The sequence below is a fragment of the Meiothermus hypogaeus genome, assembly GCF_003574035.1.
GTDB classification, from domain to species: domain Bacteria; phylum Deinococcota; class Deinococci; order Deinococcales; family Thermaceae; genus Meiothermus; species Meiothermus hypogaeus.
The window spans coordinates 1-24,796 of the sequence record NZ_QWKY01000006.1; the positions used below are offsets into that span (position 1 = coordinate 1).

The 24,796-nt window shown below is 67.3% G+C and carries 26 protein-coding genes; 3 read left to right on the forward strand and 23 right to left on the reverse strand.

The annotated features are described in order from the left end of the window. The coding region (locus Mhypo_RS02490) for a metal-sensing transcriptional repressor (RefSeq protein ID WP_119339786.1) at positions 1-215 on the reverse strand (215 nt) is incomplete at its 3' end. A 25-nt stretch (positions 216-240) separates the two neighbouring features. Then, positions 241-441 carry a CopZ family metallochaperone gene (locus Mhypo_RS02495; RefSeq protein ID WP_027888012.1) on the reverse strand — a complete coding sequence of 67 codons (201 nt, stop codon included), beginning with the start codon at positions 439-441 and terminating at the stop codon, positions 241-243. Between the two features lie 336 nt (positions 442-777). Between Mhypo_RS02495 and Mhypo_RS02500 the strand changes: the two genes are divergently transcribed. Continuing rightward, positions 778-984, forward strand: coding sequence for a hypothetical protein (locus tag Mhypo_RS02500; protein ID WP_147075285.1), 207 nt, complete (start codon positions 778-780; stop codon positions 982-984). Positions 985-1,413: 429 nt separating this feature from the next. Here the strand turns inward: Mhypo_RS02500 and Mhypo_RS02505 are convergent, their stop codons facing one another. The 19 genes from Mhypo_RS02505 to Mhypo_RS02595 form a co-directional block, all read right to left on the reverse strand. Beyond that, positions 1,414-2,292 (reverse strand): prolipoprotein diacylglyceryl transferase, encoded by an 879-nt coding sequence (locus tag Mhypo_RS02505; RefSeq protein ID WP_027888537.1) that lies wholly within the window; start codon positions 2,290-2,292, stop codon positions 1,414-1,416. Between the two features lie 68 nt (positions 2,293-2,360). Then, positions 2,361-3,734 (reverse strand): apolipoprotein N-acyltransferase, encoded by a 1,374-nt coding sequence (gene lnt / locus Mhypo_RS02510; protein WP_036197325.1) that lies wholly within the window; start codon positions 3,732-3,734, stop codon positions 2,361-2,363. 82 nt (positions 3,735-3,816) lie between these two features. Further along, positions 3,817-4,338 (reverse strand): AarF/UbiB family protein, encoded by a 522-nt coding sequence (locus Mhypo_RS02515; RefSeq protein WP_027893324.1) that lies wholly within the window; start codon positions 4,336-4,338, stop codon positions 3,817-3,819. Further along, positions 4,322-5,203, reverse strand: a complete 882-nt coding sequence (locus Mhypo_RS02520; RefSeq protein ID WP_081698420.1) for a patatin-like phospholipase family protein — start codon at positions 5,201-5,203, stop codon at positions 4,322-4,324. The genes Mhypo_RS02515 and Mhypo_RS02520 overlap by 17 nt, the downstream gene beginning before the upstream one ends. Before the next feature lie 123 nt (positions 5,204-5,326). Then, positions 5,327-5,662, reverse strand: coding sequence for a hypothetical protein (locus Mhypo_RS02525; RefSeq protein ID WP_027888533.1), 336 nt, complete (start codon positions 5,660-5,662; stop codon positions 5,327-5,329). Continuing rightward, a complete protein-coding gene (locus Mhypo_RS02530; protein ID WP_027888532.1) occupies positions 5,659-6,711 on the reverse strand; it encodes a type II glyceraldehyde-3-phosphate dehydrogenase in 1,053 nt (350 codons plus the stop codon). The genes Mhypo_RS02525 and Mhypo_RS02530 overlap by 4 nt, the downstream gene beginning before the upstream one ends. Positions 6,712-6,725: 14 nt before the next feature. After that, complete coding sequence (gene pfkA, locus Mhypo_RS02535) at positions 6,726-7,697, reverse strand: 6-phosphofructokinase (protein WP_119339787.1); 972 nt, start codon at positions 7,695-7,697, stop codon at positions 6,726-6,728. Further along, complete coding sequence (locus Mhypo_RS02540; protein ID WP_162147922.1) at positions 7,694-8,554, reverse strand: DMT family transporter; 861 nt, start codon at positions 8,552-8,554, stop codon at positions 7,694-7,696. The genes pfkA and Mhypo_RS02540 overlap by 4 nt, the downstream gene beginning before the upstream one ends. 84 nt (positions 8,555-8,638) lie before the next feature. After that, complete coding sequence (locus tag Mhypo_RS02545) at positions 8,639-8,815, reverse strand: YHS domain-containing protein (RefSeq protein WP_081698418.1); 177 nt, start codon at positions 8,813-8,815, stop codon at positions 8,639-8,641. A gap of 107 nt (positions 8,816-8,922) precedes the next feature. Beyond that, a complete protein-coding gene (locus tag Mhypo_RS02550; RefSeq protein ID WP_027893328.1) occupies positions 8,923-9,216 on the reverse strand; it encodes a hypothetical protein in 294 nt (97 codons plus the stop codon). Positions 9,217-9,266: 50 nt separating this feature from the next. Further along, positions 9,267-11,879, reverse strand: coding sequence for an alpha-glucan family phosphorylase (gene glgP / locus Mhypo_RS02555; RefSeq protein WP_036197322.1), 2,613 nt, complete (start codon positions 11,877-11,879; stop codon positions 9,267-9,269). 9 nt (positions 11,880-11,888) lie between these two features. Continuing rightward, positions 11,889-14,153, reverse strand: coding sequence for a glycoside hydrolase family 57 protein (locus Mhypo_RS02560; protein WP_119339788.1), 2,265 nt, complete (start codon positions 14,151-14,153; stop codon positions 11,889-11,891). Between the two features lie 8 nt (positions 14,154-14,161). Beyond that, positions 14,162-14,953, reverse strand: a complete 792-nt coding sequence (locus Mhypo_RS02565) for a class I fructose-bisphosphate aldolase (RefSeq protein ID WP_206074886.1) — start codon at positions 14,951-14,953, stop codon at positions 14,162-14,164. Between the two features lie 132 nt (positions 14,954-15,085). Next, a complete protein-coding gene (locus tag Mhypo_RS02570; protein ID WP_147075287.1) occupies positions 15,086-15,310 on the reverse strand; it encodes a hypothetical protein in 225 nt (74 codons plus the stop codon). Between the two features lie 316 nt (positions 15,311-15,626). After that, a complete protein-coding gene (locus Mhypo_RS02575; protein ID WP_027888527.1) occupies positions 15,627-16,508 on the reverse strand; it encodes an acyltransferase in 882 nt (293 codons plus the stop codon). A gap of 267 nt (positions 16,509-16,775) precedes the next feature. After that, complete coding sequence (locus Mhypo_RS02580; protein ID WP_275052626.1) at positions 16,776-17,582, reverse strand: amino acid ABC transporter ATP-binding protein; 807 nt, start codon at positions 17,580-17,582, stop codon at positions 16,776-16,778. After that, complete coding sequence (locus Mhypo_RS02585; protein ID WP_027888526.1) at positions 17,579-18,229, reverse strand: amino acid ABC transporter permease; 651 nt, start codon at positions 18,227-18,229, stop codon at positions 17,579-17,581. The genes Mhypo_RS02580 and Mhypo_RS02585 overlap by 4 nt, the downstream gene beginning before the upstream one ends. A 20-nt stretch (positions 18,230-18,249) precedes the next feature. Further along, on the reverse strand, positions 18,250-19,086 hold the full coding sequence (locus Mhypo_RS02590; protein WP_027888525.1) for a transporter substrate-binding domain-containing protein: 837 nt from the start codon (positions 19,084-19,086) through the stop codon (positions 18,250-18,252). A 20-nt stretch (positions 19,087-19,106) separates the two neighbouring features. Then, a complete protein-coding gene (locus tag Mhypo_RS02595) occupies positions 19,107-20,255 on the reverse strand; it encodes an aminotransferase class V-fold PLP-dependent enzyme (protein WP_198525959.1) in 1,149 nt (382 codons plus the stop codon). Positions 20,256-20,430: 175 nt separating this feature from the next. Between Mhypo_RS02595 and Mhypo_RS02600 the strand changes: the two genes are divergently transcribed. Beyond that, the gene (locus Mhypo_RS02600; RefSeq protein WP_051349844.1) at positions 20,431-21,114 is read left to right on the forward strand and encodes a GntR family transcriptional regulator; all 684 of its coding nucleotides are present in this window, start codon (positions 20,431-20,433) and stop codon (positions 21,112-21,114) included. 157 nt (positions 21,115-21,271) lie between these two features. On the opposite strand, the gene Mhypo_RS02605 is transcribed toward Mhypo_RS02600, so the two are convergent. Both Mhypo_RS02605 and Mhypo_RS02610 read right to left on the reverse strand, forming a co-directional pair. Then, complete coding sequence (locus tag Mhypo_RS02605; RefSeq protein WP_043983040.1) at positions 21,272-22,486, reverse strand: MFS transporter; 1,215 nt, start codon at positions 22,484-22,486, stop codon at positions 21,272-21,274. Further along, a complete protein-coding gene (locus Mhypo_RS02610) occupies positions 22,483-22,824 on the reverse strand; it encodes an ArsR/SmtB family transcription factor (protein ID WP_027888524.1) in 342 nt (113 codons plus the stop codon). Before Mhypo_RS02610 ends, Mhypo_RS02605 begins: the two co-directional genes overlap by 4 nt. A 365-nt stretch (positions 22,825-23,189) precedes the next feature. On the opposite strand from Mhypo_RS02610, the gene Mhypo_RS02615 reads away from it, so the two are divergent. After that, positions 23,190-24,788 (forward strand): ABC transporter substrate-binding protein, encoded by a 1,599-nt coding sequence (locus tag Mhypo_RS02615; RefSeq protein WP_081698415.1) that lies wholly within the window; start codon positions 23,190-23,192, stop codon positions 24,786-24,788. Positions 24,789-24,796 lie beyond the last annotated feature (8 nt).

Here is a 24,796-nt window from a genome sequence, read left to right on the forward strand (position 1 = left end):
TGGTGCCTCAGGTGGCTTTGCAGCACCGTGTCGCCCACCTTGTCCAAGGCGCCCTGCACGGCCTTGATCTGCTTGAGCACGTCCACGCAGTAGGGTTCACCCTCGAGCATCTTGAGGATGCCCTCGACGTGACCCTTGACCGACAGCAGCCGCCGCCGGGCGTCCTCACGGACGCGGGGCTCGAGATGGAGGGTATGTTCTTGAACCAGGCTCATCGCTTCTCCTGACCTTCCCGGCCGGCTACCGCGCCACCTGGGCGCTGTAACCTTCTTCCTGTACGGCCTCGATCAACCGGTCCACCGGGGCGTCGCCCTCGACCACCGCGCGCCCCTGGTCCAGGAAAACCTCCACCTTCTGTACGCCCGGGACACTCTTCAGCGCCTTCTCGACGGAGATCTTGCAGTGGCCGCAGCTCATGCCTTCGACTTTAAGTTCGGTCATCGGGTCTCCCTTAATCCACCCCCCCGGGGGTGGGTCGCTTTAGATTATCAAGCCCAGGTTTGAGCTGTCAACCCCACCCCCCGGGGGGTGAGGCTCACAGGGCCGGGCAACCGACCCGCCCCTGACCCGGGGTCGGTCGCGGCCCGTTGCCGCGACCTCCGGGCCTCAGGGGGTGACCGCGACAAGCACCGTCAGCCCGCGAGACACCGCGGCACGGCGGTGACGACGGCCCGTGCAGCGTCCGGCGGCGGATGTTCTCGTCCGGTCCTGAGGATAAAGGCGGGCTTTACACAGGCTTAACCTCGCCGGCCTACGCTAGGTCTTGAGGTAAAAAACATGAGAAAGAGAATTCTTACTCCGATGTTGGTATTGTCCATGCTGCTTTTCACTTCCGGCTTCGCTCAAGACATGCCCAGCCCCGGAGGGGGGCCGGACTTCGGCAAACACGTCTCCGGCATGGCCCCCGAGCATCCGCGTGAGCACGGGGCCCAGTTCGGAGCTTGCGTCAGCAGCATGGCTCGAGGGGAAGGTTGCGTCCATTAGGCCCCCTGACCAACCGCTTCTCCGTGTCGCCCCCGCCCACCTCGTGGGGCTTTGGCCCCTGCGCGCCCTCGGGGAGCGACGGCACGGGCAGTGTAGAGCAGCCTTCTCGAAGTTTTTTCCAGCCGGAATGACCTCCGTGTCGTCGATAGCAACGTCGTGGCCGTGCGGCGGAGGGGGCGACTTTCGACAAAGTCGCCCTGGAGAAACTTAGCACCCCACACCCCTCGTACCGGATTCGGTCAGCCCGCCGCGGTTCGACACCGGACTCACCCGGCCGGGGGACGCGGGTTTCGCCGGGCGCGGTGAGGGGCGTGCCCCGGGGCTCAGAAGGATGGCCTCTCGGGTTTTGGCGCGAGGGTGGCCATCTTCTTGAATCCCGTATAAGAGGTTAGCCTCATGGGTGTTCCAACGCGGCCGAAGTGCTGGCCTTCACCCTCGGGAGGTTACCCAAGCCGTGACCCGCGTGCCTTCCGGAGGCTTTCGCTTCAACCGCCTAAGCATCCAAATTGCCAGCAGGATGAGCGGTACGGAGAAAAGCTGGGTAGCGGTGAAGAAGCCAATGCCCAGTTGGTTGTTCTGGTACGCCGACAGCCACAGGGGGTTGAGCCGGAAGGGCTCCTCGAGCACCGAGCGCAACAGGCTGTACCACAGCACGAACTGCCAGAAGGCGTAGCCGAATGGCCGCCCAGGGCGCAGCCAGAACCCTGTCGCGACCAGCAACGCCAGCCCGATGACCGCGCCGTAGATCTGGGTCAGGTGCAACGGCCCCATCACCACCGGCCCCGCGCAGGCCCCGTACGCCAGGTCGAAGGTGCTGGTACAGACGCCGGGGAAGCCCGAACCCTGTGGGAAGGTATAGCCGATGGGCAGGGTGGTGAGCCGCCCGGCACTGTCCCAGGCGCTCAAGAAATTGCCGATACGCCCGCCGATGATGCCCAGCGCCACCCCAGGAAGGGCGGCCTCGAGGTAGGGGTAAAAGGGCAGGCCGTGGCGCCTGTGGTAATACCAGAAGGCCAGTAGCCCCCCGGCCATGCCGCCGTGGAACGAAAGCCCCCCGCGCCAGACCTCCAGCACCGACCACGGGCTGGCGAGAAAGGCATCCGGGTTGGTGATCACGTAAGCCACCCGGGCCCCCACCACCCCCCACAGCACCGCCCAGAAGGCTGTCCGCTCGAAATTAGCCGGGTCGTGGCCCCAGCGCCGGAGCAGGCGTTTAGCGACCTCCACCCCCACGAGAATCGCCAGCACGATGAGGAGTCCGTGCCAGCTTATGAACAAAGGGCCGAGTTTGATTCCCGCAGTGTCCATGACTGTACCCCTCGAGGGTTGTAGGGTTTGTGCCACCCCTTCGCCCGCTCGAGGCTACCCCGCCCCGGTTAAGCCTGCGTAAAAGACCCCGGGCTCTTCCGGAACGTCAGGGTGGTCCGGCGCGATCCCGCCAGGAAGAGCAGCGCTGCCACCGCCACCGCCCAGTCCCCGAAGCGACTGTAGGGCGTGGCGTAGTCCTGTTGGCGGTAGGGCGCTTGGAGGAACCCCGGCTGTGAACGGGGGATGCTCGCCACCACCCGGCCGGAGGGGTCGATAGAAGCGCTCACCCCGTCGTTCCCGGCCCGCAGCAGCCACCGCCCGGTCTCGACGGCCCGCAGCCGGCCCATCTGGAAGTGTTGAAGGGCACCGAAGCTAGGACCGAACCAGGCGTCGTTGGAGACGTTGACGAGCAGCCGGGCGCCGCCTCGCGCCTGGGCGCGGGCCACCTCCGGGAACACCGACTCGTAGCAGATGTAGGCGCCGTAGTCCACAGCAGGTCGACCGGCGTCGCCCGGCCGGGTGTCGGTCAGATTGCCCAGGCCCAGGGCCTGGAAAAAGAAGCCGTACACCCCTCCCAGCACGCCGCGCCAGGGGAAGAACTCCCCGAAGGGGACCAGGCGGCTCTTATCGTAGCTGGCGACGGCCACCCCGTCTTTCACCAGGACGACCCGGTTACGGTAGCCTTCATCCCAGGCCGGGATGCCGCTCACCAGCTCGCGCCCGCCCAGCACCGCCTCCGCCTCCGGGGGGATCTGCCGCACGGCCGTCTCGGGCCAGACCACCAGATCGGTCCGGGGGTACTTCGCGAGCCCCTGACGGGTCAGCTCGAGGTAGCGCCCCTCAGACGCGGTCCCCCTGAGCTTGTCGAGGGGAGGAACAGCCCCCTGCACGATCAGCGCGTACCGGTCGGGGTCGGCTGGCGGCAAGGGCAACACCCACAGCAAAGCCCACCCTGCCAAAAGCCAGTACCGCTGCCGCCCGAGGGCGACCGCGAACCCCAGGACCACCAACGAGAGCAGGTAGACCCCGCCCAGGCCGGCCAGTACCCGCCCCGGCGCCTCCACGAGCGCGTAGCCGACGAAGCCCCAGGGGAAGGCCAGGGGCCCGAGGCTGGTGAGGTACTCCAGCACCACCCAGCCCCCTAGCCGGGCCACCGGGCGGCCCCGGGTCAGCCCGAACAGAACCCCCCAGCTCAGTGCCTTGAGCACGATCAGGGGCACGAACGGCACGGCCCCCAGAGGGGTGCCGAAGAGCTGGGCGAAGCTTTGAGGGAGCCACACCAGGTGTAAGGCCCAAAACCCCAACCCAGCGAAGAAGCCTTCCCTGAAGCCCCCGGCTCGCAGCAGCACTGCGAGGGGAACCGGGGCCAGGAAGCCGAGCTGAAACGGGGGGAGCGCGAAAGCCAGACCCACCCCGGCTGCCGTGGCAAGCGCCCACCCCATCACCCCGCCTATGGTGGGGAGGTGATGTTAAGCCTGTATAAAACCTGGGCCATGGATAGATTCGCGCGAGCCTTGGAGAAACTTATACGGGACTCAGAAAGACGACCGTCCTTTTGCACCAAAACCCGAGAGGCCATCTTTTCGAACCCCGGTGCACGCCCCAGTGCACCTGCCCGACGGAGGCTGCGGCCAGTGGTTCGAGCTCGAGGTGGGCGAAGACCTCCTCAGGGGGGCGGCCCAGCTCGCGCCCGAGCCTGAGCCAGACCCGCGGCCAGGGTACGGGCGGCACCCGCTCCTGCAACTTGGCCAGTTCCTCCGACCAGTCCGGGGGCACTAGATCGGGCCGGGTGGAGAGCACCTGCCCCAGTTTGACGGGGGTGGGGCCGAGGTCTTCCGACGCCATGCGCAGGCGGTCGGCGCGGGTGTAAGACTCGAGCCTCCTGCGATGGCCGAAAAGGCCTCGATTGAAGGGCAGATAGCGCCCCAGACCCAGTTCCATCGCCAGATAGCCCAGTCCGTGGCGGGCCAGCGCGGCAGCGATCTGGCGGCAGCGGTGCAGGAGAGCGACACGGGAGAGGATCGTGAGATCAGGTCGACACGGCATCGGCTCCGAGCAGCTCGTGCAGGCGGGGCAGCGCCGTTCGCACCGCCCGGATACCTGCTGCGACGCAGACCGCCTTGTGAGTGAAGTCAAGGGTATCGATCGGGAAGGGAAAACGGGGTTCCAGCACCAGGTCGGCCTCGGCAAAACGCACATGCGCGTGCTGGTGGTGACAGACCTCCAGCGCCCGCATCAGGGTTTGTAGGCCATTGCGCGGGGACCGCCCGCTTCGGGACCCGTGGGGATTGACCGCGATGACCAGCAAAGACCCTGAACCCCGCATCAACTCACGAGCCACGTCAATGGGGGCGATATCGGCATAGGCTCCATCGGCCAGGAGTTTCCCATCCCGCTCCAGGGGCGGCAGGATTCCGGCCAGGGCGGCACTGGCATAGAGGGCATCGGCCGCCAGGCCCTCGCGCAGCACTACCCGCTCCGCCGTGATCAGGTCGCTGGCGACGGCGGCTACCGGGATACGGGACTCCTCGAGTTCGCGTCCCAGGGTGAGTTGCCGCAGCAGCGCCCGACCATAGGGCAAGGCCCTCTGCCCCATGCCCCAGCCCACCAGCAAGCTCCAGGCAGCCTGGAAATAGGTGGGTAGTAGGCGTAGCCGTTCGCGCAAGGCGGCACTCCGTGGAGCAGGTGGTTCGGGGAAGTCGGTGGTGTCCATGTGCAACAGCGCCCCGTACCAGTCCGGGTTGAGGCCATAGGTAACCCCGACGATGGCCCCCATCGAGACCCCCACGATGGCGCTGGGGTAGTAGCCATAGTGCTCGAGGGCGTGGATCACCCCAGCATGAGCCAGCCCCCTTGCTCCGCCACCGGAAAGCACCAGGGCGAAGGGAAGGTGAGTACGAGACTGTTGCATGAGCCATCCCCTAGCGTAGTACCCCCCACAGCAATAACAAAACCCCCCCCAACCCCAAGCCAAACGCGTAGAGGCGAACGTAGCCGCTTTCCACCTTGACCAACAGATCCCCCAGACTCGCCATCAGCCGTCCCAGACCCCAATATCCCGCAAGCAGGCCGCGTTCGCCACCAAAGAGCAGGCCCGCCAGCACCTTAAGGGGCTGTACCAGGACCGCGTTGTACAGGTCATCTGCAAGAAAGCCTCGCCCAGGAACACGTCCGGTGGAGGGTGCAGCATCCGCCCCAGACCTTCGCTCGAGGGCAGCACCGGGGTGGCCCGGGCCGGCTCCCGGGTGGCGGGCAACACCGCACCGTCCCACCGCCGCACGGCGAAGTCGCGCCCTTGGGGGAGCAGCCTCTCCGGGAAGGCCAAGGTGACGGCCCGAACCTGTTCGTGGGCGGGGGTTTGTGGGCTCATGCCGCCCCCGGCCCCTGCAGGAATTCCTGGCGCACGCCCAGGGCCTCGTCGGTGCGCCGGATCGAGGCCAGGGGGTCGGGCTCGAGGCCGCTGAGGGCCCGGATGGCGTCGATGGTCTCGGGGATCACCACCGCCTGGTTGTCCACCTGGTAGGTGTAGAAGAGCTCGTTCCCCTCGGCCTTGAGCACGTCGGCCCAGATCGCCACCTCGTACATGTCGCCCCGTGGCCGGCCCAGGTCCTTCATCAGCTCTATGGTGCTGTTGAGGGCCACGATGCCGTCCGACATGCGGATGAAGGCGATGCGCGAGTTGGCCCGGAAGGCTTCGAGCACCTCCTCCCCACTGGCGGGGCGGGTCAGCTCGACGATCCAGTAGTGGCTGTGGCTTTGGGTGTGGGCGGCCTTGGCGGCGATGGTGACCACGTCCAAATCCGGGGCCACGGTCTGGGCGTCGGGGCCCTGATGGCTGGGAATCCTGCCCTCGGGCACCACGGTGTTCATGACGCCGGAGTGGTCGGACTCCCAGGGGTCGGTGGCCCGGCGGATCAGCACCCCGCGTGCCTTCTTCAGGAGCCCCGCGTTCCTCAGCGCGGTCAGGGTTCGCACCGTGGCGGTGGTGTTGCAGGAGACCACCCGGGTGCTGTCCCGCCCCAGGGCGCTGGCGTAGTTCTCGCTGGCTACGAAGGAGTGGCCGGTCAGGGCGTGCTTCTCCCCGCCCTGGAAGATGGCCCTGACCCCGTGCTCGCGGTAGCGCTCGAGGTTCTTGGCGCCGATCCCTGCGGGCGTACAGTCCACCACCACGTCTACCGTTTCCAGCAGTTCGTGCAGGTTGCCCTTGACCGGAACCCCGGCGGCCCGCATCTCGGGAAGCTTTTCGGGGAGCGAGGCGTAGACCGCGATGTCCTCCGCCACAGCCTTGATGCGGTAGTCCGAGACCACATCGGCCACCCCCGCCAGCTCCATGTCCGGCTGGGCCAGCACCGCACCGGCTACCCGCTTTCCGATCACCCCGTACCCGTTTACCGCTACCCGCACTTTCTCCCGCGCCATAGTTACCTCCTGATTTACTTGGCCAGCACCCGGGCCATCTCGAGCAAACCCAAATCCAGGGGCTTCTTCCGCCCCGCCGCCTCGTCCAGGGGCGTGGCGAGGATCTCGCCCCGGATGAGGCCCATCAGCACGCCATGTTCACCGCCCGCCAGCCGTTCTACCGCCCCCACTCCCAAACGGGTCGCCAGGAGGCGGTCGAAGGCCCCGGGCATCCCGCCCCGCTGGACGTGACCCAGGATGGTGACCCGCAGGTCGAAGCCGATGCGCTTTTGATTCTCCTGGGCGTAGAGCATCAACTCATTGGCGTTGTTGGTGGCTCCCTCGGCCACCACCGCGATCGCGTGGGCCTTGCCCCGGCGGTAGGCTGCCTTGAGAGTCTCGATGACCTCCTCAGGGTCACTCTCCACCTCGAGGAGCACGATCACCTCGGCCCCGCCGGCGATGCCCGCCATCAGGGCCAGATAGCCGCAGTCGCGGCCCATCACCTCGACCAGGAAGGCCCGGTGATGGCTCGAGGCGGTGACCTTGAGGCGGTCAATGGCCTCGAGGGCGATGTTGAGGGCGGTATCCACCCCGATGGTGGTCTCCGAGCCGTAGAGATCGTTGTCGATGGTGGAGGCCACCCCTACCACCGGGAAGCCCATCCTCGAGAGCGCGTAGGCCCCGCTCTGGGAGCCACCCCCGCCGATCACCACCAGGGCTTCGACGCCTCGAGCCTCGAGGTTGGCGAGGGCCTGTTTGCGCCCCTCCTCGGTCTTGAACTCGGGAGCCCGAGCGCTGCCCAGCACGGTGCCACCCTGCTGGATGATGCCGCCCACGTCACGGGCCGAGAGCGAGACAAAATCACCACCCATCAGGCCCGCGTAGCCCTGGCGCACTCCGAAGACCTCCCAGCCCTGCTCCAGGCCGCCGCGCACCACCGCCCGGATGGCCGCGTTCATGCCGGGGGCGTCACCCCCGCTGGTGAGCACCGCGATTCGCTTCATGGGTCTCCTCTCGGAATTCGGTCCATCGGGCGGGGCTCGAGGGCCTGCACCCTCAGCCCGCCCGCGATCAAGACCAGCCCCAACCCCTGCACCAGGGTCACCCGCTCGCCGTACAACACGACGGCCAAACCCAAGCCCACGGCGGGCACCAGGAAAAACACCTGCGAGAGCCGCCCGAGGTCGCTGCCCTGCAGCAACCAGTACCACCCCGCGGTGACAAAAGCCGTGCCCGCCAGGGCCAGCACCAGCAACAGCCCGACAAACTCCAGGCTCGAGCGCGGGGCTGCCCCACCCTCCCACAGCAGCCAGCCCGCAAACAGCGGCAGGCTGCCCAGCAGAAGTTGCCAGGCGATGAGGGTGAAGAGGTGGGGGGGCTCGAGGCGTTTGATCACCACGCTGCCCACCGCGAAGCCCAGCGAGGAAGCCAGGGCCAACCCTGCCCCGGGCAGCCCCAGGCCGCCGGGCGCAGCGAGGGCGGGCAGGGCCATTCCGCTGACCCCCACAAACCCCAGGACCAGGGCCCACCTCTTGGCCGGGGTGAAACGCTCCTTGAGCAGGAAACTGGCCAGCCCAGCCACGATCAGCGGCTGGACGTTGCCCAGCACCGCCGCCAGGCCAGCCCCTGCTAGACCCGGGCTGGAGAACATCGCCCCGTAAGCGAAAGCCGCCGAAGCCAGGGCCAGCAACAACAGCCATGCCCAATCCCGTCGCGCGGGCAGCAGGGGCTGGCCCAGGAGCGGCAGCAGCATCACCAGTGCCAGGCCAGCCAACCCCAGGCGCAAGGCCGCGAACAAGAAGGGCGGGGCATAGGCCAGGCCAGCCTTGATCAGCACGAAGCAAAACGCCGTCGCCAGCAAAATCCCCCCTATGACCAATACACGCAGTGCTGGAGGGGATACGGGGGCCGGGCGGATGTGGGTCACGGGAGTGGCTCTCGCGGGCTAGGGGTGGCCGTGGTGGCTATCGCCGGGCTTGACGTACTTCTTGGGGTCGGCATCAAAGCTTTTCTTGCAGCCTTCGCTACAGAAGTAGTAGGTCTGGCCCTGGTACTCCGATCGACCAGCGGCTTTTTCGGGGTCGATCTGCATCCCGCACACAGGATCGGTGACTTTTTCCATGGAGTTCTCCTTTGCGAGGTTTGTGCCTCTTTGGCCGAAGGATCGCCGCGCTGTAAGTGTGCTAGCCTGGCTTTTCCATAAGCCTCCTTATCGGATCACCTGGGGCGTCACCCTGAGGGCCAGTTCACCCCCACCGCGCCATGATTCCGCCGTACCGGCGAGACGATGCCCTCGGTGACGGTAAACTCCAGGCCGACCGGGACGTAGACCACCCCCTCGCCAAACCGGCGCACCACCTCGGCAGTGTTTTGCTCGTCCTGCAACAGGGCCTGTGCTGCGGAGACGGGTTCTGGAAGCAATCGAGCTGGTCCGGGAGCTTGGGTACGGCTCATCCCCCACCACAGCACGCCCCCAGCGATCACCAGGAGCCCGCCTAAGACCAGGATGTTCCGGTTCGACATAGCCGCCTCCAAGCCGCCTCCAGCCCAGGGTCCGCTTAGGGTTCACGGCCCTACCCGCTCGTCTGCTGGGCCACCGACTCCGGGCCAGCCCAGGCGATCAGGCCGGGCAGGAAAGGGACCGGCAGATCGGGGTGCTGGGGTAGCACGCGCACGGTAAGGCCGTGCAGCCCGCTCATCTGGCAGGGCACGGCTTCGGCCTGGAAGAGGTGGCGGCCGGGCCCCTTCGCCTCCACCGGCCGCATGGCGGTGGCTCCGGCCTGCGCCAGCTCGCCGCCCGGGTCCAAGCGGCCCAGGTACACCTCGACCCGCACTTCCTCAGGGGTGAGCGGGCCCAGGCTCACCCAGGCCCACACGTCCAGGGCCTGACCCACCCGCAGGTCTCCCTCGAGGTCGGCCTTTACCGCCTCGACGCGCACCTGGGGCCAGGCCGCCTGGAGGCGCTCCTTCCAGGCCGCCAGGGCCCTGGCCCGGCCCCAGCCCGTCTCCGCCAACGCGCGGAAGCGCTCCGCCCCCACGAGGTAGCAGCGCTGGGTGTACTCGCGCACCACGCGGTGGGTGTTGTAGCGGGGGGCCAGGGTGGCGATCGAGGCCTTCATGCGAGCCAGCCAGCGCCGGGGCAAGCCGCCCGGGCGTTCGTAGAACGCGGGCACCACGTCCTGTTCCAGCAGGCCATAGAGGGCTTCGGCCTCGAGGCGGTCCTGCAGGGCGGGGTCGGGGTAGTCTTCGCCGCGCCCGATGGCCCAGCCGATGGGCTCGTCGGGGTCGGCGCCCTGCCAGGCCTCGTCCCACCAGCCGTCCAGGGTGCTCAGGTTGAGCGCCCCGTTGGCCATGGCCTTCATGCCCGAGGTGCCCGAGGCCTCCAGGGGGCGGCGGGGGGTGTTGAGCCACACGTCGGCTCCCTGCACCAGGGCCCGGGCCACGGCCATGTCGTAGTCCTCGAGGAACACCAGCCGCCTGGCGAAGGCGGGCTGGCGGGCCAGCTCGGCCACCCGCTGGACGAGCCGCTTGCCCTCCTCGTCACGCGGATGGGCCTTGCCGGCGAAGATGAGCTGCACCGGGTGGGCCGGGTCGTTGAGGAGGCGTGCAAGGCGCTGGGGGTCGGAGAGGATCAGCGTGGCCCGCTTGTAGCCGGTGAAGCGCCGGGCGAAACCGATGGTCAGGGCCTCCGGGTCGAGCACGCCTCGGGCCGCCTCGAGCTCGGCCTCGCTGGCCCCCCGCCGGGAGAGCTGCCCTTGCAGGCGGCGGCGGGTGAAGGCCACCAGCCGCTCGCGGCGGCGCTCGTGGGTGCGCCAGAGTTCCTCGTCGGGGATGGAGTACACCCCCTGCCAGAGGGCTCGGTCGGCGGGCTCCTCGCGCCAGGAGGGCCCCAGGTAGCGCTCGTAGAGCTGGTTCATCTCCAGGGAGATCCAGGATTGGAAGTGCACCCCGTTGGTCACGTGGCCGATGGGGATCTCCTCCTCGGGCACGCCGGGCCACAGCTCCCGCCACGTCCTGCGGGTGACCTGGCCGTGGAGCCGGCTCACCCCGTTAGAGTGTGCGGCCAGCTTCAGGGCCAGGGTGGTCATGCCGAAGGTCTCGCGGCCATCGGCGGGGTTCTTGCGCCCCAGAGCCAGAAGACCCTCCAGGCTCAGGCCCAGCTCGCGGGCATACTCCCCCAGGTAGCGCCCCAGGAGCTCGGGCGGGAAGTGGTCGTGCCCGGCGGGCACCGGGGTGTGGGTGGTGAAGACCAGCCCCGCCGAGGCGGCCTCGCGGGCCTCGGCGAAGGAGAGGTCCTCGCTTCGCATCAGGCGGCGGATGCGCTCGAGCGCCACGAAGGCCGCGTGGCCCTCGTTCAGGTGGTAGACCGGGGGGTTGGGGTTGAGGCCCAGGGCCTCCAGCGCCCGGTAGCCGCCGACGCCCAGCAGGATCTCCTGCTTGAGGCGCATCTCCGGGTCGCCGCCGTAAAGCTGGTCGGTGAGGTCGCGGTCCTCGGGGCGGTTGACCTCCAGGTTGGCGTCGAGGAGGTACAGGGGCACCCGGCCTATCTGGACCCGCCAGACCTGGGCCCGTACCGCCCTGCCGGGGTAGGCCACCTCGACGGCGAGGGGCTTTCCGTCGGGGCCCCGCTCCAGAGTCAGCGGCAGGGTGTGGAAGTCGTTGTCCTCGTAGCGTTCCTGCTGCCAGCCCGCCTCGTTGAGGTACTGGCGGAAATAGCCCTGCTGGTACAGGAGGCCCACCCCCACCAGCGGCACCCCCAGGTCGCTCGCGGACTTGAGGTGATCCCCGGCCAGGATCCCCAGTCCTCCGGCGAAAACCGAAATGCTCTCGGTCAGGCCGAACTCGGCGGAGAAGTAAGCCACCAGCGTCCCCTGCCGGCGACCGCCCGCTCGAGTGAACCAGGTCAGCTCGCCGGAGAGGTAGCGTTCCAGGTCGGCTAACGCGCGCTCCAGGTGGGCCAGGAAGCCCGCGTCGGCAGCCGCCGCCTCCAGGCGGGCCTGGTCGATGCGCCCCAGCAGCAGCACCGGGTTGTGGCCGACCTCCTCCCACAGCTCGCGGTCCAGGCGGCGAAAAAGCTCGATGGTGTCATGGTTCCAGCTCCAGCGCAGGTTATAGGCCAGCCGCCTGAGGCCCTCGAGGGGCCCTGGCAGCGACGGGACCACGTTGAAGGTTCGGATGGGCTTCACACCGGCCTCCTACACGACCTCCACGGCCTGCAATTCCCCCTGGCAGCAGAGGTCCTTGCGGTCGCAGTCGGGGTGGGTGCAGCCAAAGCGGAAGAGAAGCCTCCCCCGCTCCAGCGGCCCCAGGGTGAGCCGGTAGCGCCGCAGCCCGGCCATCACCCCGCCCACCGGGGAGAGTTCGGCGCTCTGGGCCTGCTGGCCCTCGCGCCACCAGGTGAGCCGGCCGGGGCAGTTGGTCTGCACGGCGAGCCGGTCCCCGGCCTGGACCTGCGAAACGGGCCGGGCGAAGCTCCAGGTCTCGGCCCTGGAGACGATGCGCCTCGAGAGCCCCTCGGGCGGCTCCCGGCCCAGACCCCGGTAGACGTTCCGCAGGTGGGTGCGGAACAGCTCGTCGAACTCGGCATCGCCGCCGGAGTCCTGGTCCTGGCCGAACCACCAGAACCAGTCCGAGCCCTCGGCGGCGTAGAGGGCCGTGAAGGCCGCGGGGTGGGTCTCGGGGATGGCTCCCGCATCCTCGAGGGCTTCCCGGGCCTCCTTCAAGAGCCCCCAGGCCCGGTTCTCCTCGGCCTCCCCTACCCAGGTGCCCAGGTCCACCCCCGGCGCGGAGCCGTTCTCGTCGATCCAGGACCCGGTGAAGAGGTCGTAGACCTTGCCCTGACCTTCTGCCGGGTGGGGCGCGATCCCCCGCGCGGGGTTGCCCTCGAGGTACTCGCTGTAGGTCACGGTCTCGACCTCGCGGTCTTGCTCGAGCAGGCCGTACAGCGCGTGCAGGAAAGGCCGCGCGTCCTCGCAGTAGGCCCCCCAGGCGTTCTCCCCGTCCAGGATGACGCTCAGGACCCGGTCTTCGTCGCCCTGGAAACGGCGGGCGAAGCGCTGCTTGACCTCGTCCAGGAAGGCCCTCGCCACCGCGGCGAAGTCCTTGCAGCCCTGGAAGCGGAAGCCGATGTCGTCGGAAAGGGCGGTGTCCCGGAAGAAGATGCTCAGGCTCTGCCCGTCCTGCTCGGCGCGGTAGGGCTGGGCCAGCACGTCGGGGTCGCCGGTGTCGTACCCGTATCGTCCGCTGCGGGCCAGCACCCCCTGGTCGCTGGCGATCCAGCGCACCCCCTGCCGGGCGAAGAGGGGAACCACCCCCTGGCTCACCGCCCCCTCGGCGGGCCACATCCCCCGGGGAGGCCGTCCGAAGTGGCGGGTGTAGTACTCCACCGCCCGCTCGACCTGGGCTGCGGCATCCTCGGGGCGGGCGAAGCGGGCCGGGAGGGCGGCGCCGGGGCGGTCGAGGGTGGCGCCGTCGCTGTCCAGCAGCAGGGGCAGGATGGGGTGGTAAAAGGGCGTGGTGGAGACCTCGACCTGGCCCCGCTCCTGAAGCTGCCGGTGCAGCGGGATCACCGCCCGCATCACCTTGTACTGTTCGGCCAGCATGGCCTCGAGGTCGGCCTGGCTAAAGCCCCGCCCCTGCTCCACGAAGCGCCGCACCGAGGCCGTCTCGCCGGTGGGGAGCGCCACCTCGCCCTCGCGGAACTCCAGGCCGAACCAGCTCAGGTTGAACCACATCTGCAGGTCGCGCAGATCCTGAGCGCTGAAGGGCTTCCCCTCCGCCCGCCGGCTGAAGAGCTCGCGGTAGCGCGGGTGGGGGTAGATCTGGTGGTGCCAGTCGGCCTCGAAGAAGTAGGAGAGCACGAACTCCTGCTCGGCCACGCTCAGGGTCTCGGCGGGCTTTAAGGAGAGCTCGAGGGCCCGGTCGGTGGCCCCTCGCTCCAGGTAGTCCTCGAGCTGCCACAACAGCACCGGGGTCAGGTTGACGCTGAGGTGCACCCCAGGATGCTGGGCCACCAGGGCCGCCATCGAGTAGTAGTCGCGCAGGGCGTGGAGCCGTACCCAGGGCTGGCGGTGGCTGCCCGCTGCCCCCGGGCGGGCGCTGTCCTTGTACAGCGGCTGGTGCTGGTGCCACAGCAGGGCCAGGTAGAGCTTGGGCCCGGCGGTGAAGCCCCCTTCCGGCCCCGAGACCTCACCCGCGGGGGATGCGCCGAAGACCCTGTAGCGCACCCGCTCACCCCGGGTGAATGGCCCCAGCTCGACCTGCCAGTAGCTGTTTTCACCCTGGTTGTGTGCCCAGCGGGCCTCGAGCCGCGTGGGTTCGCCGGCCGGGCCCTGGAGCTCGAGCCAAACCCGCTGCCCCGGCTCGATGGGCCAGCTTCCGATCACCAGGCGTACCGCCTCACCGGGGCTTACCCTCACAGGGGTACGGGGGGCGTCGGGGGTGAGGTGCCACAGGTACATCTCCCACCTCAGTTCCGGCCTCTGACCAGATCCAGCAGCCGCCGGGAAAGCTCCAGGGCCCGGGGGAAGGGGCGCTGCCAGATGTTGCGCCCGAAGATCAACCCCGCCGCCCCGGCCTCGAGGGCGAGCCGGGCCTGGGCAACGGCGGCGTCCTCTGACAGGCGTGCCCCGCCCGAGACGATCACCAGCGCTCGCCCCGCCAGATCCACCACCCGCCGCAGGGCCTGGTGAGGCGAAAGCTCCAGGTTCTTGTATTCACCGGGGTATTGCTCCTTACGGGCGGGGTCGTAGCGCGGGATGTTGACCTTGACCACGTCCGCCCCGAGCTCAAGGGCGACCCGCACGGCGTATTCGACGGCGTAGGGCGAATCCTTACCCCCCTTCTGGTCAACCCAGCGGCCCCGCGGGTAGGCCCAGACGATGACGGGAAGGCCGTAGCGCCCGGCCTCCGCCCGTACCCGCTGAAATTGAGCGATGTCGCGGTCCTGGGCGGGTGAGCCGACGTAGAGGGTATAACCGACCGCCTGTGCGTTCAGCCGGAGGGCGTCCTCCACGCCGGCGGTGAGGGGGCTGAAGGCCTCCTCGTCCGGAGGAATGCCGGTCTTGCCGTTGAGCTTGAGGATTAACGGAACCTGGCCGGCATGATCGGGCAGGTACTTCTCGGCCAAGCCCAGGTGCGCGGCGATGCCGGAAAAGCCGGCCTCGGCCGCCAGGCGGAACTGGTGCTCGGGGTCGGCGGCCTCGGGGGAGTCGAGGAAGTCGATAGGGCCGTGCTCCAGACCCTGGTCGATGGGCAACACGGCAAGGCGGCCCCCCGTCCGGCTCAACAGGGTTTCAAGTCAGCTGCGCACGCCTAAGGGAAGGTGGTCGAGGTTGCGGTTGAACGTGTTCATGTCGGGCTCCGCCGGCGCCCGCCGGCGCCGGGCTCGTCTTCAGTGTTGGTGAGGCCTGCGCTCTTTCGGCTGATCCGTTCGGTCGGGGTCCGTGTCGGGCTGACACGTGCCGTGGCCGTGCCCTCCGTGACCCCCCAGGTGCATCAGCACCATGGCGCCCGCCAGCAGGTAGGGCAGCAACGCCGGGTACAGCAGGTAGAGAATTACGCCCAGAAGCAGGGTGACAACCCAGGCAACGGTTCGGATGTTGGCTCTGCCTTGCACGTCAAACACCCTCCTCGGGTTTGCCGGTTGGCTCGGTGGTCCCAGGGCCAGGGCGCACCCTATAGCCTCGAGTATCCCACCCCAGATGGGGTGGGATAAGGGAAGATTGTCCCTGAAGTGCCGAGGGTCAAACTATGCCGGCATGCGGCAGCCGGGGGCCCGCTGGGAAGCCCCCGGACCCCCACTCCTCTCGTGAGGAGTACCAGACCCAGTCAGTTCGCCACCGTCCACCAGGAGAGGTTCCCCACAGGCCACTAGCGATTAGCCTCCCGCTGACGGCTGAGGGCTGAGGGCTGGCCGCCCCCGCGGGCGGCTCTCACGCCTCCCGCGTCCCGAAGCCGGGCTTGAGGAAGTCGGGGTAGTCGGGGTTGGGCTTGCGGTCGGGGAGGCGGTCCTGGCACTGCGAGGGGTGGGGCTCGCCGCGGCGGCAGTAGGGGCAGTCGTGGCGCACCTTGTAGCGCACCGGCCTGGCCGGGACGCCCAGCGCGACGGCGTGGGGCGGGACGTCCTTGGTGACCACGGCCCCGGTGCCGATGAGCGCGTCGTCGCCGACGCACACCCCGGCCAGCACGGTGGCGTGGTAGGTGATGCGCACCCCCGAGCCGATGAGGGTCTGCCTGAGGGTCACGTCGGGCGAGGCCAGCACGTGGTGGGTGTGGCTGTAGAGGTTGACGTAGTCGGAGACGGACGAGCGGTCGCCGATCACCAGCCCGCCGATGTCGTCGAGGAGGGCGTAGCGGTGCACCACCACGTCGTCGCCGAGCTCGAGGTTGTACCCCACGCTGAACTCCACGTTCTGGAAGAACTTGGGGTTGCGCCCCACGCGCCTGAAGATGAAGGGGGCCAGCGCCCGGCGGATGGCCACGCCCGAGTGCACCGACTGCCCCAGCGGCGTGAGGTCGAGGGCCTTCCACAGCCACAGCAGCGGCTTGACCCGGTCGAACCTCTCGGGGTCGGTGGCGACGTAGTGCTCGGCCTCGAAGGTGGCGTTGCGCGCGTCGAGGGCGAAGGCCGCCATGGGCGCCGCCTCGGCCAGCTCGTCGTAGGGCCGCGCGTGCAGGATGCGCGCGAGCTCGTCCCGCACCAGGGCGTAGCGGTCGGTGGAGGGGTCCGACAGCCGCTCGGCCAGCCCGCCCAGCCAGCGCTGGAGGAGCCGGTCGGAGCTTTCAGGGATGGGCTTGGGCAAAAGCCAGGGCATAAATGTACCAAATGTACCTGATGGGCCTGACGCGGAAGGTAGGAGGGAGAAGCCGAAAAAGCCGTCAACCGCTAGCAAAACGGGGGGCGAGGGACAGGACACCATGACGGTACGCTACGCACAGTGCGCCTCTGGGACCATGCTCGAGAGCCGCAGCCGTTTCCCCGGCCCCGAACCCACGAGGCACTGCCCAGGAGGCTTGCGAACGGAAGGCGGCGATTCTCGACCGCCATCGACCACCAACCGGCCGAGCCATACCGCCTCCGCTCAGTGCTCGACCAAACGGAGGAAGGCTCGCGTGCGCGGGTGCTTGGGATTGACCAGGATTTCCTGGGGCACCCCCTCCTCGACCACCGTCCCGTCCGCCATGAACACTACCCGATCGGCCACGTCGTGGGCGAACTTGACCTCGTGGGTGACGACGATCATGGTCATCCCGTCCCTGGCGAGCTGCCGCATCGTTTGCAGGACCTCCTCGTGCAACTCCGGGTCCAGGGCACTGGTGGGCTCGTCGAACAACACCACCTCGGGGTTCATGGCCAGGGCGCGGGCGATGGCCACCCTTTGCTTTTGTCCCCCAGAAAGCCTCGACGGGTACTCGTCACGTTTTTCAGCCAGCCCCACCTTGGCCAAGAGCTGTTCGCCCAACTTTACGGCTTCCTCGCGCTTCATACCCAGCACCTGGATCGGTCCTTCGATCACGTTGCCTAGCGCGGTCATGTGGGGGAAGAGGTTGAAGGATTGGAAGACCATCGCCGCCCGGGTGCGCAGTTGGCGGATCTTGCCGCTGCGCTCACGGCTAGCAGCCCTCACCCCACAGTCCACCTCCACGTTACAAACGACCACCCGGCCTTGATCGGGCTCCTCAAGGAAGTTCAGACAGCGGATGAAGGTGGTCTTTCCTGAACCCGAAGGCCCCATGATCACCACCACCTCGCCCTTGTGGACCGTAAGCGAGACCCCCTTGAGCACCTCGAGCGAACCGAAGCGCTTGTGGATGTTTTCGGCACGAATCTGGCAGACCCCACCGTGAGCGTGCGGCACTCCGTGCACGTGCATTTCCTGGTGGTTCATTGGTAGGCCCTCCGCATCCGCTCCTCGAGTTTGGCCTGGCCCAGCGACAAGAGCGAGTTGACGACCCAGTAGATGAGGGCCACGATCACGAACATCTGCATGTAGCGGAAAGTAGCCGAACCGATCTGCTCGGCCACCCGCGTCAGCTCCACCACCGTTACCACCGAGGCCAGCGAGGTGTCCTTCATCATGGTGATGAAGCGGTTGCCCAGCGAGGGCGTGATCACACGTATCGCCTGCGGCAGGATGATCCGCCGCATCACCTGGGCGAAGGTCATGCCACTGGAATAGCCTGCCTCCCACTGCCCCTTGTCCACCGACTGGATGCCGCCGCGCATGTCCTCACTGGTGTAGGCTCCGGCGTGCAGGGCCAAGGTCAAAACGACCGCCGGGATGGCTTCAATGGTGAATCCCAGTTGTGGCAGGCCGTAATAGACCAGCAGGATTTGGGTGAGTAAAGGGGTGCCACGGACGAGTGAAACGAACGCGACGGCTGGGGCCCGCAGCGGCCAGGGGCCGTACATCCGAGCCACCGCCACCACCAGCCCCACCGCCAGGCTGAGGACGAACGAAACCACACCCAGCCAGATGGTTGTCCACAGAGCTTGGAGCAAGAAGGGTGCGGCCTGTTGGAGTAGCTCGAGCATCTACCAGCCTCCCCTGCTGCTTATTTGGCATACTTCGCCAGCGCCGCCGCCATGTCTTGCCCGCCGAGCCACTTCTTGGAGATGGCGGTGAGCGTGCCGTCGGCAATCATGTCGGCCAGCGCCTTATCCACCGCCGCCTTGAACGCGGCCTCACCCTTGCGGAAGCTCATGGCGTTGAGCTCCACCCCCAGGTCGAAGGCGGGGGCCACCAGCAGCCCGTTTTTCTGGGCGAGATAAGCGCCCACGAAGCGGTTGAAAAGCCCCGCGTCGGCACGGCCGAAGGCCACGTCCATGAGCGCCAGGGTGCCGTTTTCGTAGGTCTTAGGGATGGCCCCGGGGACCTTCTCGCGGACGAACTTCTCCTGGGTTGAGCCCGAAGTCACCGCCACCCGCTTACCGCTCAGGTCCTCCAAGCTCTTGAACTGGCCCACCCGGCTCGGACGGGTGAACACCGACACGCTGATGGCCTGATAGGGGATGGAGAAATCCACCACCTTCTTGCGTTCTTCGGTGACGGTCTGTCCTGAGATTACGATGTCGTACTTGTTCGCTTCGATGCCCGCGATGAAGTCGGCGAAACGCCCGGCGACGAATTCCACCTTGGGAATGCCCAGGCGCTTGGCCAATTCATAAGCCACGTCAACGTCAAAGCCCACGAGCTGCTTTTTGTCGTCGATCATGCTCCAGGGCGGGCTGGCCTGGGTGTTGGCCACCCGCAGCACCCCGGCGGCCCTGACCCGCGACAGCAGATCGCCGGCTTGGGCACCACCTCTTTGCCACAGGCCGATACCCCCTACCGCCAACAGCCCAAGCACCGCGACCGTGAGCCAACCGCTGTTCGGGAAATTGCTCCGCATGCCTACCTCCTTAAGCCCGCCTAAGCCCGCACTTCCTGCTCGAGTCGCCCGAGCGCGACCAGAAACCGCTCAAGTTCGGTCTCGCTGTTGTAGTAATGGACACTCGCCCGCACCAATTCCTTGATGCCCCGCCGGGTCATGTCCAAGAATGTGGAAGGGGCGCGGGAGACATTGACGTTGATGCCTTGCCGCCGCAGGCAGTCGCGTATCTGGTCGGGGGCGTAGCCCTCGAGGGTGAACGAGATGATGCCACACCGTTCGCGACCCAGGTCGAGCACCTCGCACCCGGGAACCTCGCCCAGGCCCCTGCGCACTTGCTCGGCCAGGGCCCGCACCCTGGGCCACGTGTTCTCCAGCCCCCAGGCCAGCGCGTAATCGACCGCGGCTCCAAGGCCCAGCTTGCCCGCGACGTTGCACTCCCAGTTCTCGAAGCGCCTGGCGCCGGGCTCGATCTCGTAGCGGTCGGGTGCTACCCAGGTCGCGGCATGGAGGTCGAGGAAGGGTGGCTCGAGCCGCTGCAACACCTCCCTGCGAGCATAGAGGAAGCCCACCCCACGCGGGCCCCGCAGGTACTTGCGGCTGGTCGCTGAAAGCAGGTCACAGCCGATTTCTTGTACGTCTACGGGCATCTGCCCCACCGACTGGCAGGCATCCAGCAGGTACAGCACCCCGTGCGCTCGGGTGAGCCTTCCGATCTCGGCTGCGGGATTGACCAGCCCCCCGTTGGTCGGGATGTGGGTGATCGAGACCAGCTTGACCCGCTTCTTGAGCATCCTTGAAAGGGCCTCGACGTCTACCTGACCGTGCTCATCGTCAGGGATGACCTCGACCACCGCCCCGGTGCGCCGGGATACCTGGAGGTAGGCGATGTAGTTGCTGGCGTACTCGGCCTGGCTGGTGAGGATCACGTCTCCCGCCCGGAAGGGGATGCTGTAAAAGGCCATGTCCCAAGCCCGGGTGGCGTTTTCCACCACCGCCACTTCATCGGGATGGCAGCCCAGCAGCCGCGCCAGCGAGGTATACACTGCGCTCAACTCCCCCTCCCGCGCACGGGCCGCCTCGTAACCGCCGGTGTGCGCTTCCAATTCCAGGTGGGCCTTGACTGCATCCAACACAGCTTGGGGCATCAGCGCCGCCCCGGCGTTGTTGAGGTGAACCACATGGTTCACCCCAGGAGTCTCCCTGCGGGCTTTGTCGAGGTCAAACACGCTTAACTCCGGTGGCCGAACCCTTAACTTGGGTAGCCGAACCCTGTGAGCAGCAGGGGGTTGGGCTTGGGCTGGCGACACAGTAATATATTGCATATTTGATACTACAAGTCAAGGGTTGAGGTATACTTCACGTGTGCCACTGCCATCACAGGTTCGTAAGGTCAAGCGGGAGCTGGCCCGGGAACAGGTGTACAAACAGCTGCGGGATTGGATCATCGACGGCACACTCAGGCCGGGTGAGGTCATCAAGGATGTCGAACTGGCGGAAGCGCTCGAGGTCAGCCGTACCCCGGTTCGCGAGGCGCTACGCCGGCTCGAGGACGAGGGCCTGATCGAGACCGCCTCGCACAAGTGGACCCGGGTAGCGCGGCTCGACCCCGAGCAGGCCGATGAGTTGTACGGCATCGTGCAGCGCCTGGAGGTCTACGCCCTGGAGCTGGCTCAGTTCAAGCTGACCGAGGCCGATTTCCTGACCCTGGAAGCGGCCAACGCCCGTCTGGCTCAGGCCATCGAACGCCACGACGCCAAGGCGGCGCTGGCGGCGGACAACGCCTTCCACCAGGTCTGGATCGAGCGCTCGGGCAACCGCGAGTTGGCACAGCTCTTGGCGGATTTGAAGGTTAAATTACGCCGCTTCGAGCTGGCCCACTTCGACTCCAAGGACGCGATGGAGTCCGTAAAAGAACATCAAGTCATCGTGGAGTCGCTCCGCACGGGCAAAAGCCGCAAAGCCCTGGAGGCCCTCGAAGGCAACTGGGAGGGAGCCACCGACCGTTTCTCGAGGCGGGTATTGGGCAAACTGGCCAAGAGCCCATAGGCCCAACGGGTCAACCCTCCTGGCCGCCGAAGGGATTTAATCCCATCACCGGCCTCCCGCCCCGCTCCCGTTCGGGGCGCTCGGTCGCCCCGAGGGCTCGCCCTTGCGGCGGCGACTGCCCTAGAGGGGCAGAGCCGGGCGGGGACGTTTTGCCGACTCACCCCGGCGTCGCCCGGTTCCTGAGCCTGGGCTGGAGCATCACTCCGGCGAGCAGAACTACGGCCACGAAACCGCCGTATAAGAAGGACTGCTCGGCGAAGCGGCTCCCCAGCCAGCCGGCCAGGGGGTAAGTCAACGCCCACCACAGGTGGCTCCAGGCGAAGTGTGCCCCGTAGACCCGCCCCTGGAACGCTTCAGGGGTGCGGTCGGCGATGAGTGTTTGAGTAGGCAGGTTAACCCAGTTCTGGCCCGCCCCGGCAAGGATCCACAGGAGCAGCAAAGGGATGAACGGAACGAAATTGGCGGGCAGCACCGCCAGTGTGGAGACCAGCGCCCCCAGCAGCACGAAGGTGGTGCGGGGCAGGCGCCCCTCCAGGGCGCCCACCGCCAGGGCCGCCAGCGTGGCCCCGACCCCGAAGGCCGCCATCCCCCAGCCGTACTCGAGGTCGCCCAGCTCGAGCTGCCCCCGCACCAGCCCTACCGTGCCCACCAAAATCAGCGCACCCGATACCGCCGCGACCAACTCCAGCAGCAGCGCGTAGCGCATCGGGGCGTCCTGCCATAACCGCAGTGTTCCGTCCTGAACGTCGCGTAACGTGGTGGCCTGTGCCGTGTCCGACGACCGATCCACCCGCAGCCTCACCGGCAGGGTCAAGATGAGCAGGGCCGAGATCAAAAAGGTCCCCGCGTCCAAGAAGAAAATGTTCCGTGCCCCGATCAGCCCGGCGATCGCACCCGCCACCCCGGGGCCGAGCACCCCCAGCACCTCGTAGGTCGCTCCAGAAAGCGCGATGGCCTGAGCGTAGTCCTTCTGCCGCGTCACCTGAGGCAGGGCTGCCTGATACGCGGGGGTGAAAAAGGCGGTGAGCGCGTTAAGGGCAAACATCAGCACGTAGACCTGCCAGACCTCACTTACCAGGGGCATCAGCCCGATGACCACCATTCGCCCCAGGTCGGCAGCGACCATCAGGGTCTTGCGGTCCATCCGGTCGGCCAAGGCTCCCGCCAGCGGCGAGAGAGCCACGAAGGCCGTAACCCGCAGCGTGAGCGCCCCGGCCAGAATCGCCGCCGACCGTGCCCCACCCACCTCAAAGGCCAGCAGAGCCAGACCCACCCAGGTAAAGGCGTCGCCCAACAGGCTGGTAGTCTGCGCGGCGTAGAGCCGGGCGAAAAGCGGGTTGCGCAGACTCCGGAAGGGGAGGAGGACCTTCACCGCGAAGCCCCGTGTTCGGGAAGCCCCAGCCGCTGGTGCTCGGCGTGGGCGAAGGCCTGGGTCAGCAGGTCGGCGATGTGGCTCTTGAGGCGGTAGAACACCTTGGTCCCCTCGCGGCGGGCCGTCGCCACCTCAGCCGCCCGTAGCGCCGCGAGGTGCCTCGAGACGGTGCTCTGGGGCAGGTCGAGGCGCTCGACCAGGCAACCCACGCTCTGCTCCCCCTCGATCATGCCCAGGGCGATGCGCAGGCGGGCGGTCTCAGCCAGGGCCTGGAATGTCCTCAGGACTCGCTCGAAGTCTTGCTGGGGGGGTGGGTACGAAACGCCGTGGCGCTCCATGCCGTTGATTATATCCTTTTATCCGGATAGACAAATATATAAACCGCTCGAGCTGTAGGCCGGCGGCGACGGTGGTTTTGGCGAACCACCGTCGCCCGAAAGACCCGCCGGTGTGGCGGGTAGGAGCGGGGCCGGGTCTGCGGAGCGTGGGGTCACCTAACGGCGGGGCAATGCCCGGCTCACCGCCCTGATGCGCGTCCTGCCCTCGCCGGGAAGCGGTTTCCTGACTCCTCCGTGGGCGGCTTTACATTAGCTTAACAATTCAATGCCATCGTTCTCCCATTAACACCACGCAACCTCGCCCACTTCGCTCAACGCTCGGCTTATTCTGAGGGTGGGGATTGCGGCTGTGTACGGGAGGGGAAATGAAGCGATTCAACGTGCTGTCGTTAGTCCTGGCTGTGTCCTTCGCGCTGCTGACAGGTGCCGCACTGGCCGGTCACACTGGCCAGCGCATCATTCTCGCCATACCCCAGGATGAGGGAGAGCTAACTCCCTACACGTACGTGACCGGCTACCCCGGTTACAACATGCTGTCCCTGGTGTTCGACACCCTGATGCTCAACGACCTAGGCGACGTGCCCCGCCCTTGGCTGGCGGAGAGCGTCACCAGCACGAACGGGGGCCGGCAGTGGACCATCAAGCTCCGCGAGGGCGCTGTGTGGCATGACGGCAAACCCCTGACCAGCGCCGACGTGAAGTTCTCCTACGAGTACTACAAGAAGTACCCCCTGATCGGACGTTTCGCTACCGCGGTGCGCGGCATCTCCGACATCCGCACGCCGGATGAACGCACAGTAGTCATCACCCTTCCCCGGCCCGAGGCCAACTTCCAGCAGGTCACGCTGGCCGACGTGCCCATCCTGCCCCAGCACCTCTGGCAGAACGTCACCGACCCCAGGGCTTTCAAGAACGCCACGGGCAGCGGCCCCTTCAAGCTGGTGGAGCACCGCCCGGACCAGTCGTACCGGCTGGTGGAGAATCCCAGCTACTTTGGCGGCAAACCCGGTGCGGACGAGGTGGTGTTGAGCATCATCAAAGACGCCACCTCGACCTTCCAGGCCCTACAGGCCGGGCAGATCAGCGCGACCAGCCGCGAGGTGTTGCCCGAACTGATCGGCCAGTTCTCCAATAACCCACGGCTCAAGGTGGTGCGGGGGCCAGGGTATGCCAGCACCCTGCTGCAGTTCAACACCACGATCCCGCCGTTCAACGAAGTCCGCTTCCGCCAGGCGGTGGCCGGCTTGATCGACACCAAGGGCTTGGTCGAGACGTTGCTGCTCGGCTACGGCACTCCCGGCAACGCCGGCTTCGTGCACCCGCAGTCGCCCTTCTACAGTGCGGCCACCCGTGAGTACAAGCGCCTGAGCGTAGCCGAGGCCGGGAAGGTGCTGGACTCGCTGGGCTACCGGGCCGGCGCGGGGGGTGTACGCGTGGGCAAGGACGGCAAGCGGCTGGAGTTCACGCTTCTGGTGCAGTCCAACAACCCTTTGCGCATCCGTGCCGCGGAGCTGATCGCCCAGCAGGTTCGGCCCGCAGGCATCGTCTTCAACGTACGCTCGCTCGACCCCACCACGGTGCAACAGGCAGTTTGGCCGGACTTCGACGTGGCCAAAGGCCGCAACTTCGAGTTGGCCATGTGGGGATGGTCCGCCCCGGTGACCTCGCAGCTCAACCTGCGCGGGCTGTTTAACTCCAACCCTGCTGCCGGGACGCTCAACATCGGCGGTTACAAGAACCCTACGGTGGACAGCCTCACGGAGCGCATGGTCACCACCGTGGACTTCGACCAGCGCAAGCAGCTCGCGACACAGGTTCAGACCATCATCGCGCGCGATCTACCCTTTATCACCTTGTGGTATGCCGACGGGGTCTACGCCTACCGGCCCGAGGCCTATGACGGATGGAAGTTCCAGAAGGGCCAGGGCATCATCAACAAGCGCTCCTTCTTGCAAGGGCAGTAAAGGGCAGT

Bases quoted from the DNA above. Each gene is read 5' to 3' on its own strand.
- Mhypo_RS02495 (WP_027888012.1), bottom strand. From the start codon at position 441: ATGACCGAACTTAAAGTCGAAGGCATGAGCTGCGGCCACTGCAAGATC.
- Mhypo_RS02500 (WP_147075285.1), top strand. From the start codon at position 778: ATGAGAAAGAGAATTCTTACTCCGATGTTGGTATTGTCCATGCTGCTT.
- Mhypo_RS02505 (WP_027888537.1), bottom strand. From the start codon at position 2,292: ATGGACACTGCGGGAATCAAACTCGGCCCTTTGTTCATAAGCTGGCAC.
- lnt (WP_036197325.1), bottom strand. From the start codon at position 3,734: ATGGGGTGGGCGCTTGCCACGGCAGCCGGGGTGGGTCTGGCTTTCGCG.
- Mhypo_RS02515 (WP_027893324.1), bottom strand. From the start codon at position 4,338: ATGCCGTGTCGACCTGATCTCACGATCCTCTCCCGTGTCGCTCTCCTG.
- Mhypo_RS02520 (WP_081698420.1), bottom strand. From the start codon at position 5,203: ATGCAACAGTCTCGTACTCACCTTCCCTTCGCCCTGGTGCTTTCCGGT.
- Mhypo_RS02525 (WP_027888533.1), bottom strand. From the start codon at position 5,662: ATGAGCCCACAAACCCCCGCCCACGAACAGGTTCGGGCCGTCACCTTG.
- Mhypo_RS02530 (WP_027888532.1), bottom strand. From the start codon at position 6,711: ATGGCGCGGGAGAAAGTGCGGGTAGCGGTAAACGGGTACGGGGTGATC.
- pfkA (WP_119339787.1), bottom strand. From the start codon at position 7,697: ATGAAGCGAATCGCGGTGCTCACCAGCGGGGGTGACGCCCCCGGCATG.
- Mhypo_RS02545 (WP_081698418.1), bottom strand. From the start codon at position 8,815: ATGGAAAAAGTCACCGATCCTGTGTGCGGGATGCAGATCGACCCCGAA.
- Mhypo_RS02550 (WP_027893328.1), bottom strand. From the start codon at position 9,216: ATGTCGAACCGGAACATCCTGGTCTTAGGCGGGCTCCTGGTGATCGCT.
- Mhypo_RS02560 (WP_119339788.1), bottom strand. From the start codon at position 14,153: ATGTACCTGTGGCACCTCACCCCCGACGCCCCCCGTACCCCTGTGAGG.
- Mhypo_RS02575 (WP_027888527.1), bottom strand. From the start codon at position 16,508: ATGCCCTGGCTTTTGCCCAAGCCCATCCCTGAAAGCTCCGACCGGCTC.
- Mhypo_RS02580 (WP_275052626.1), bottom strand. From the start codon at position 17,582: ATGAACCACCAGGAAATGCACGTGCACGGAGTGCCGCACGCTCACGGT.
- Mhypo_RS02585 (WP_027888526.1), bottom strand. From the start codon at position 18,229: ATGCTCGAGCTACTCCAACAGGCCGCACCCTTCTTGCTCCAAGCTCTG.
- Mhypo_RS02590 (WP_027888525.1), bottom strand. From the start codon at position 19,086: ATGCGGAGCAATTTCCCGAACAGCGGTTGGCTCACGGTCGCGGTGCTT.
- Mhypo_RS02610 (WP_027888524.1), bottom strand. From the start codon at position 22,824: ATGGAGCGCCACGGCGTTTCGTACCCACCCCCCCAGCAAGACTTCGAG.
- Mhypo_RS02615 (WP_081698415.1), top strand. From the start codon at position 23,190: ATGAAGCGATTCAACGTGCTGTCGTTAGTCCTGGCTGTGTCCTTCGCG.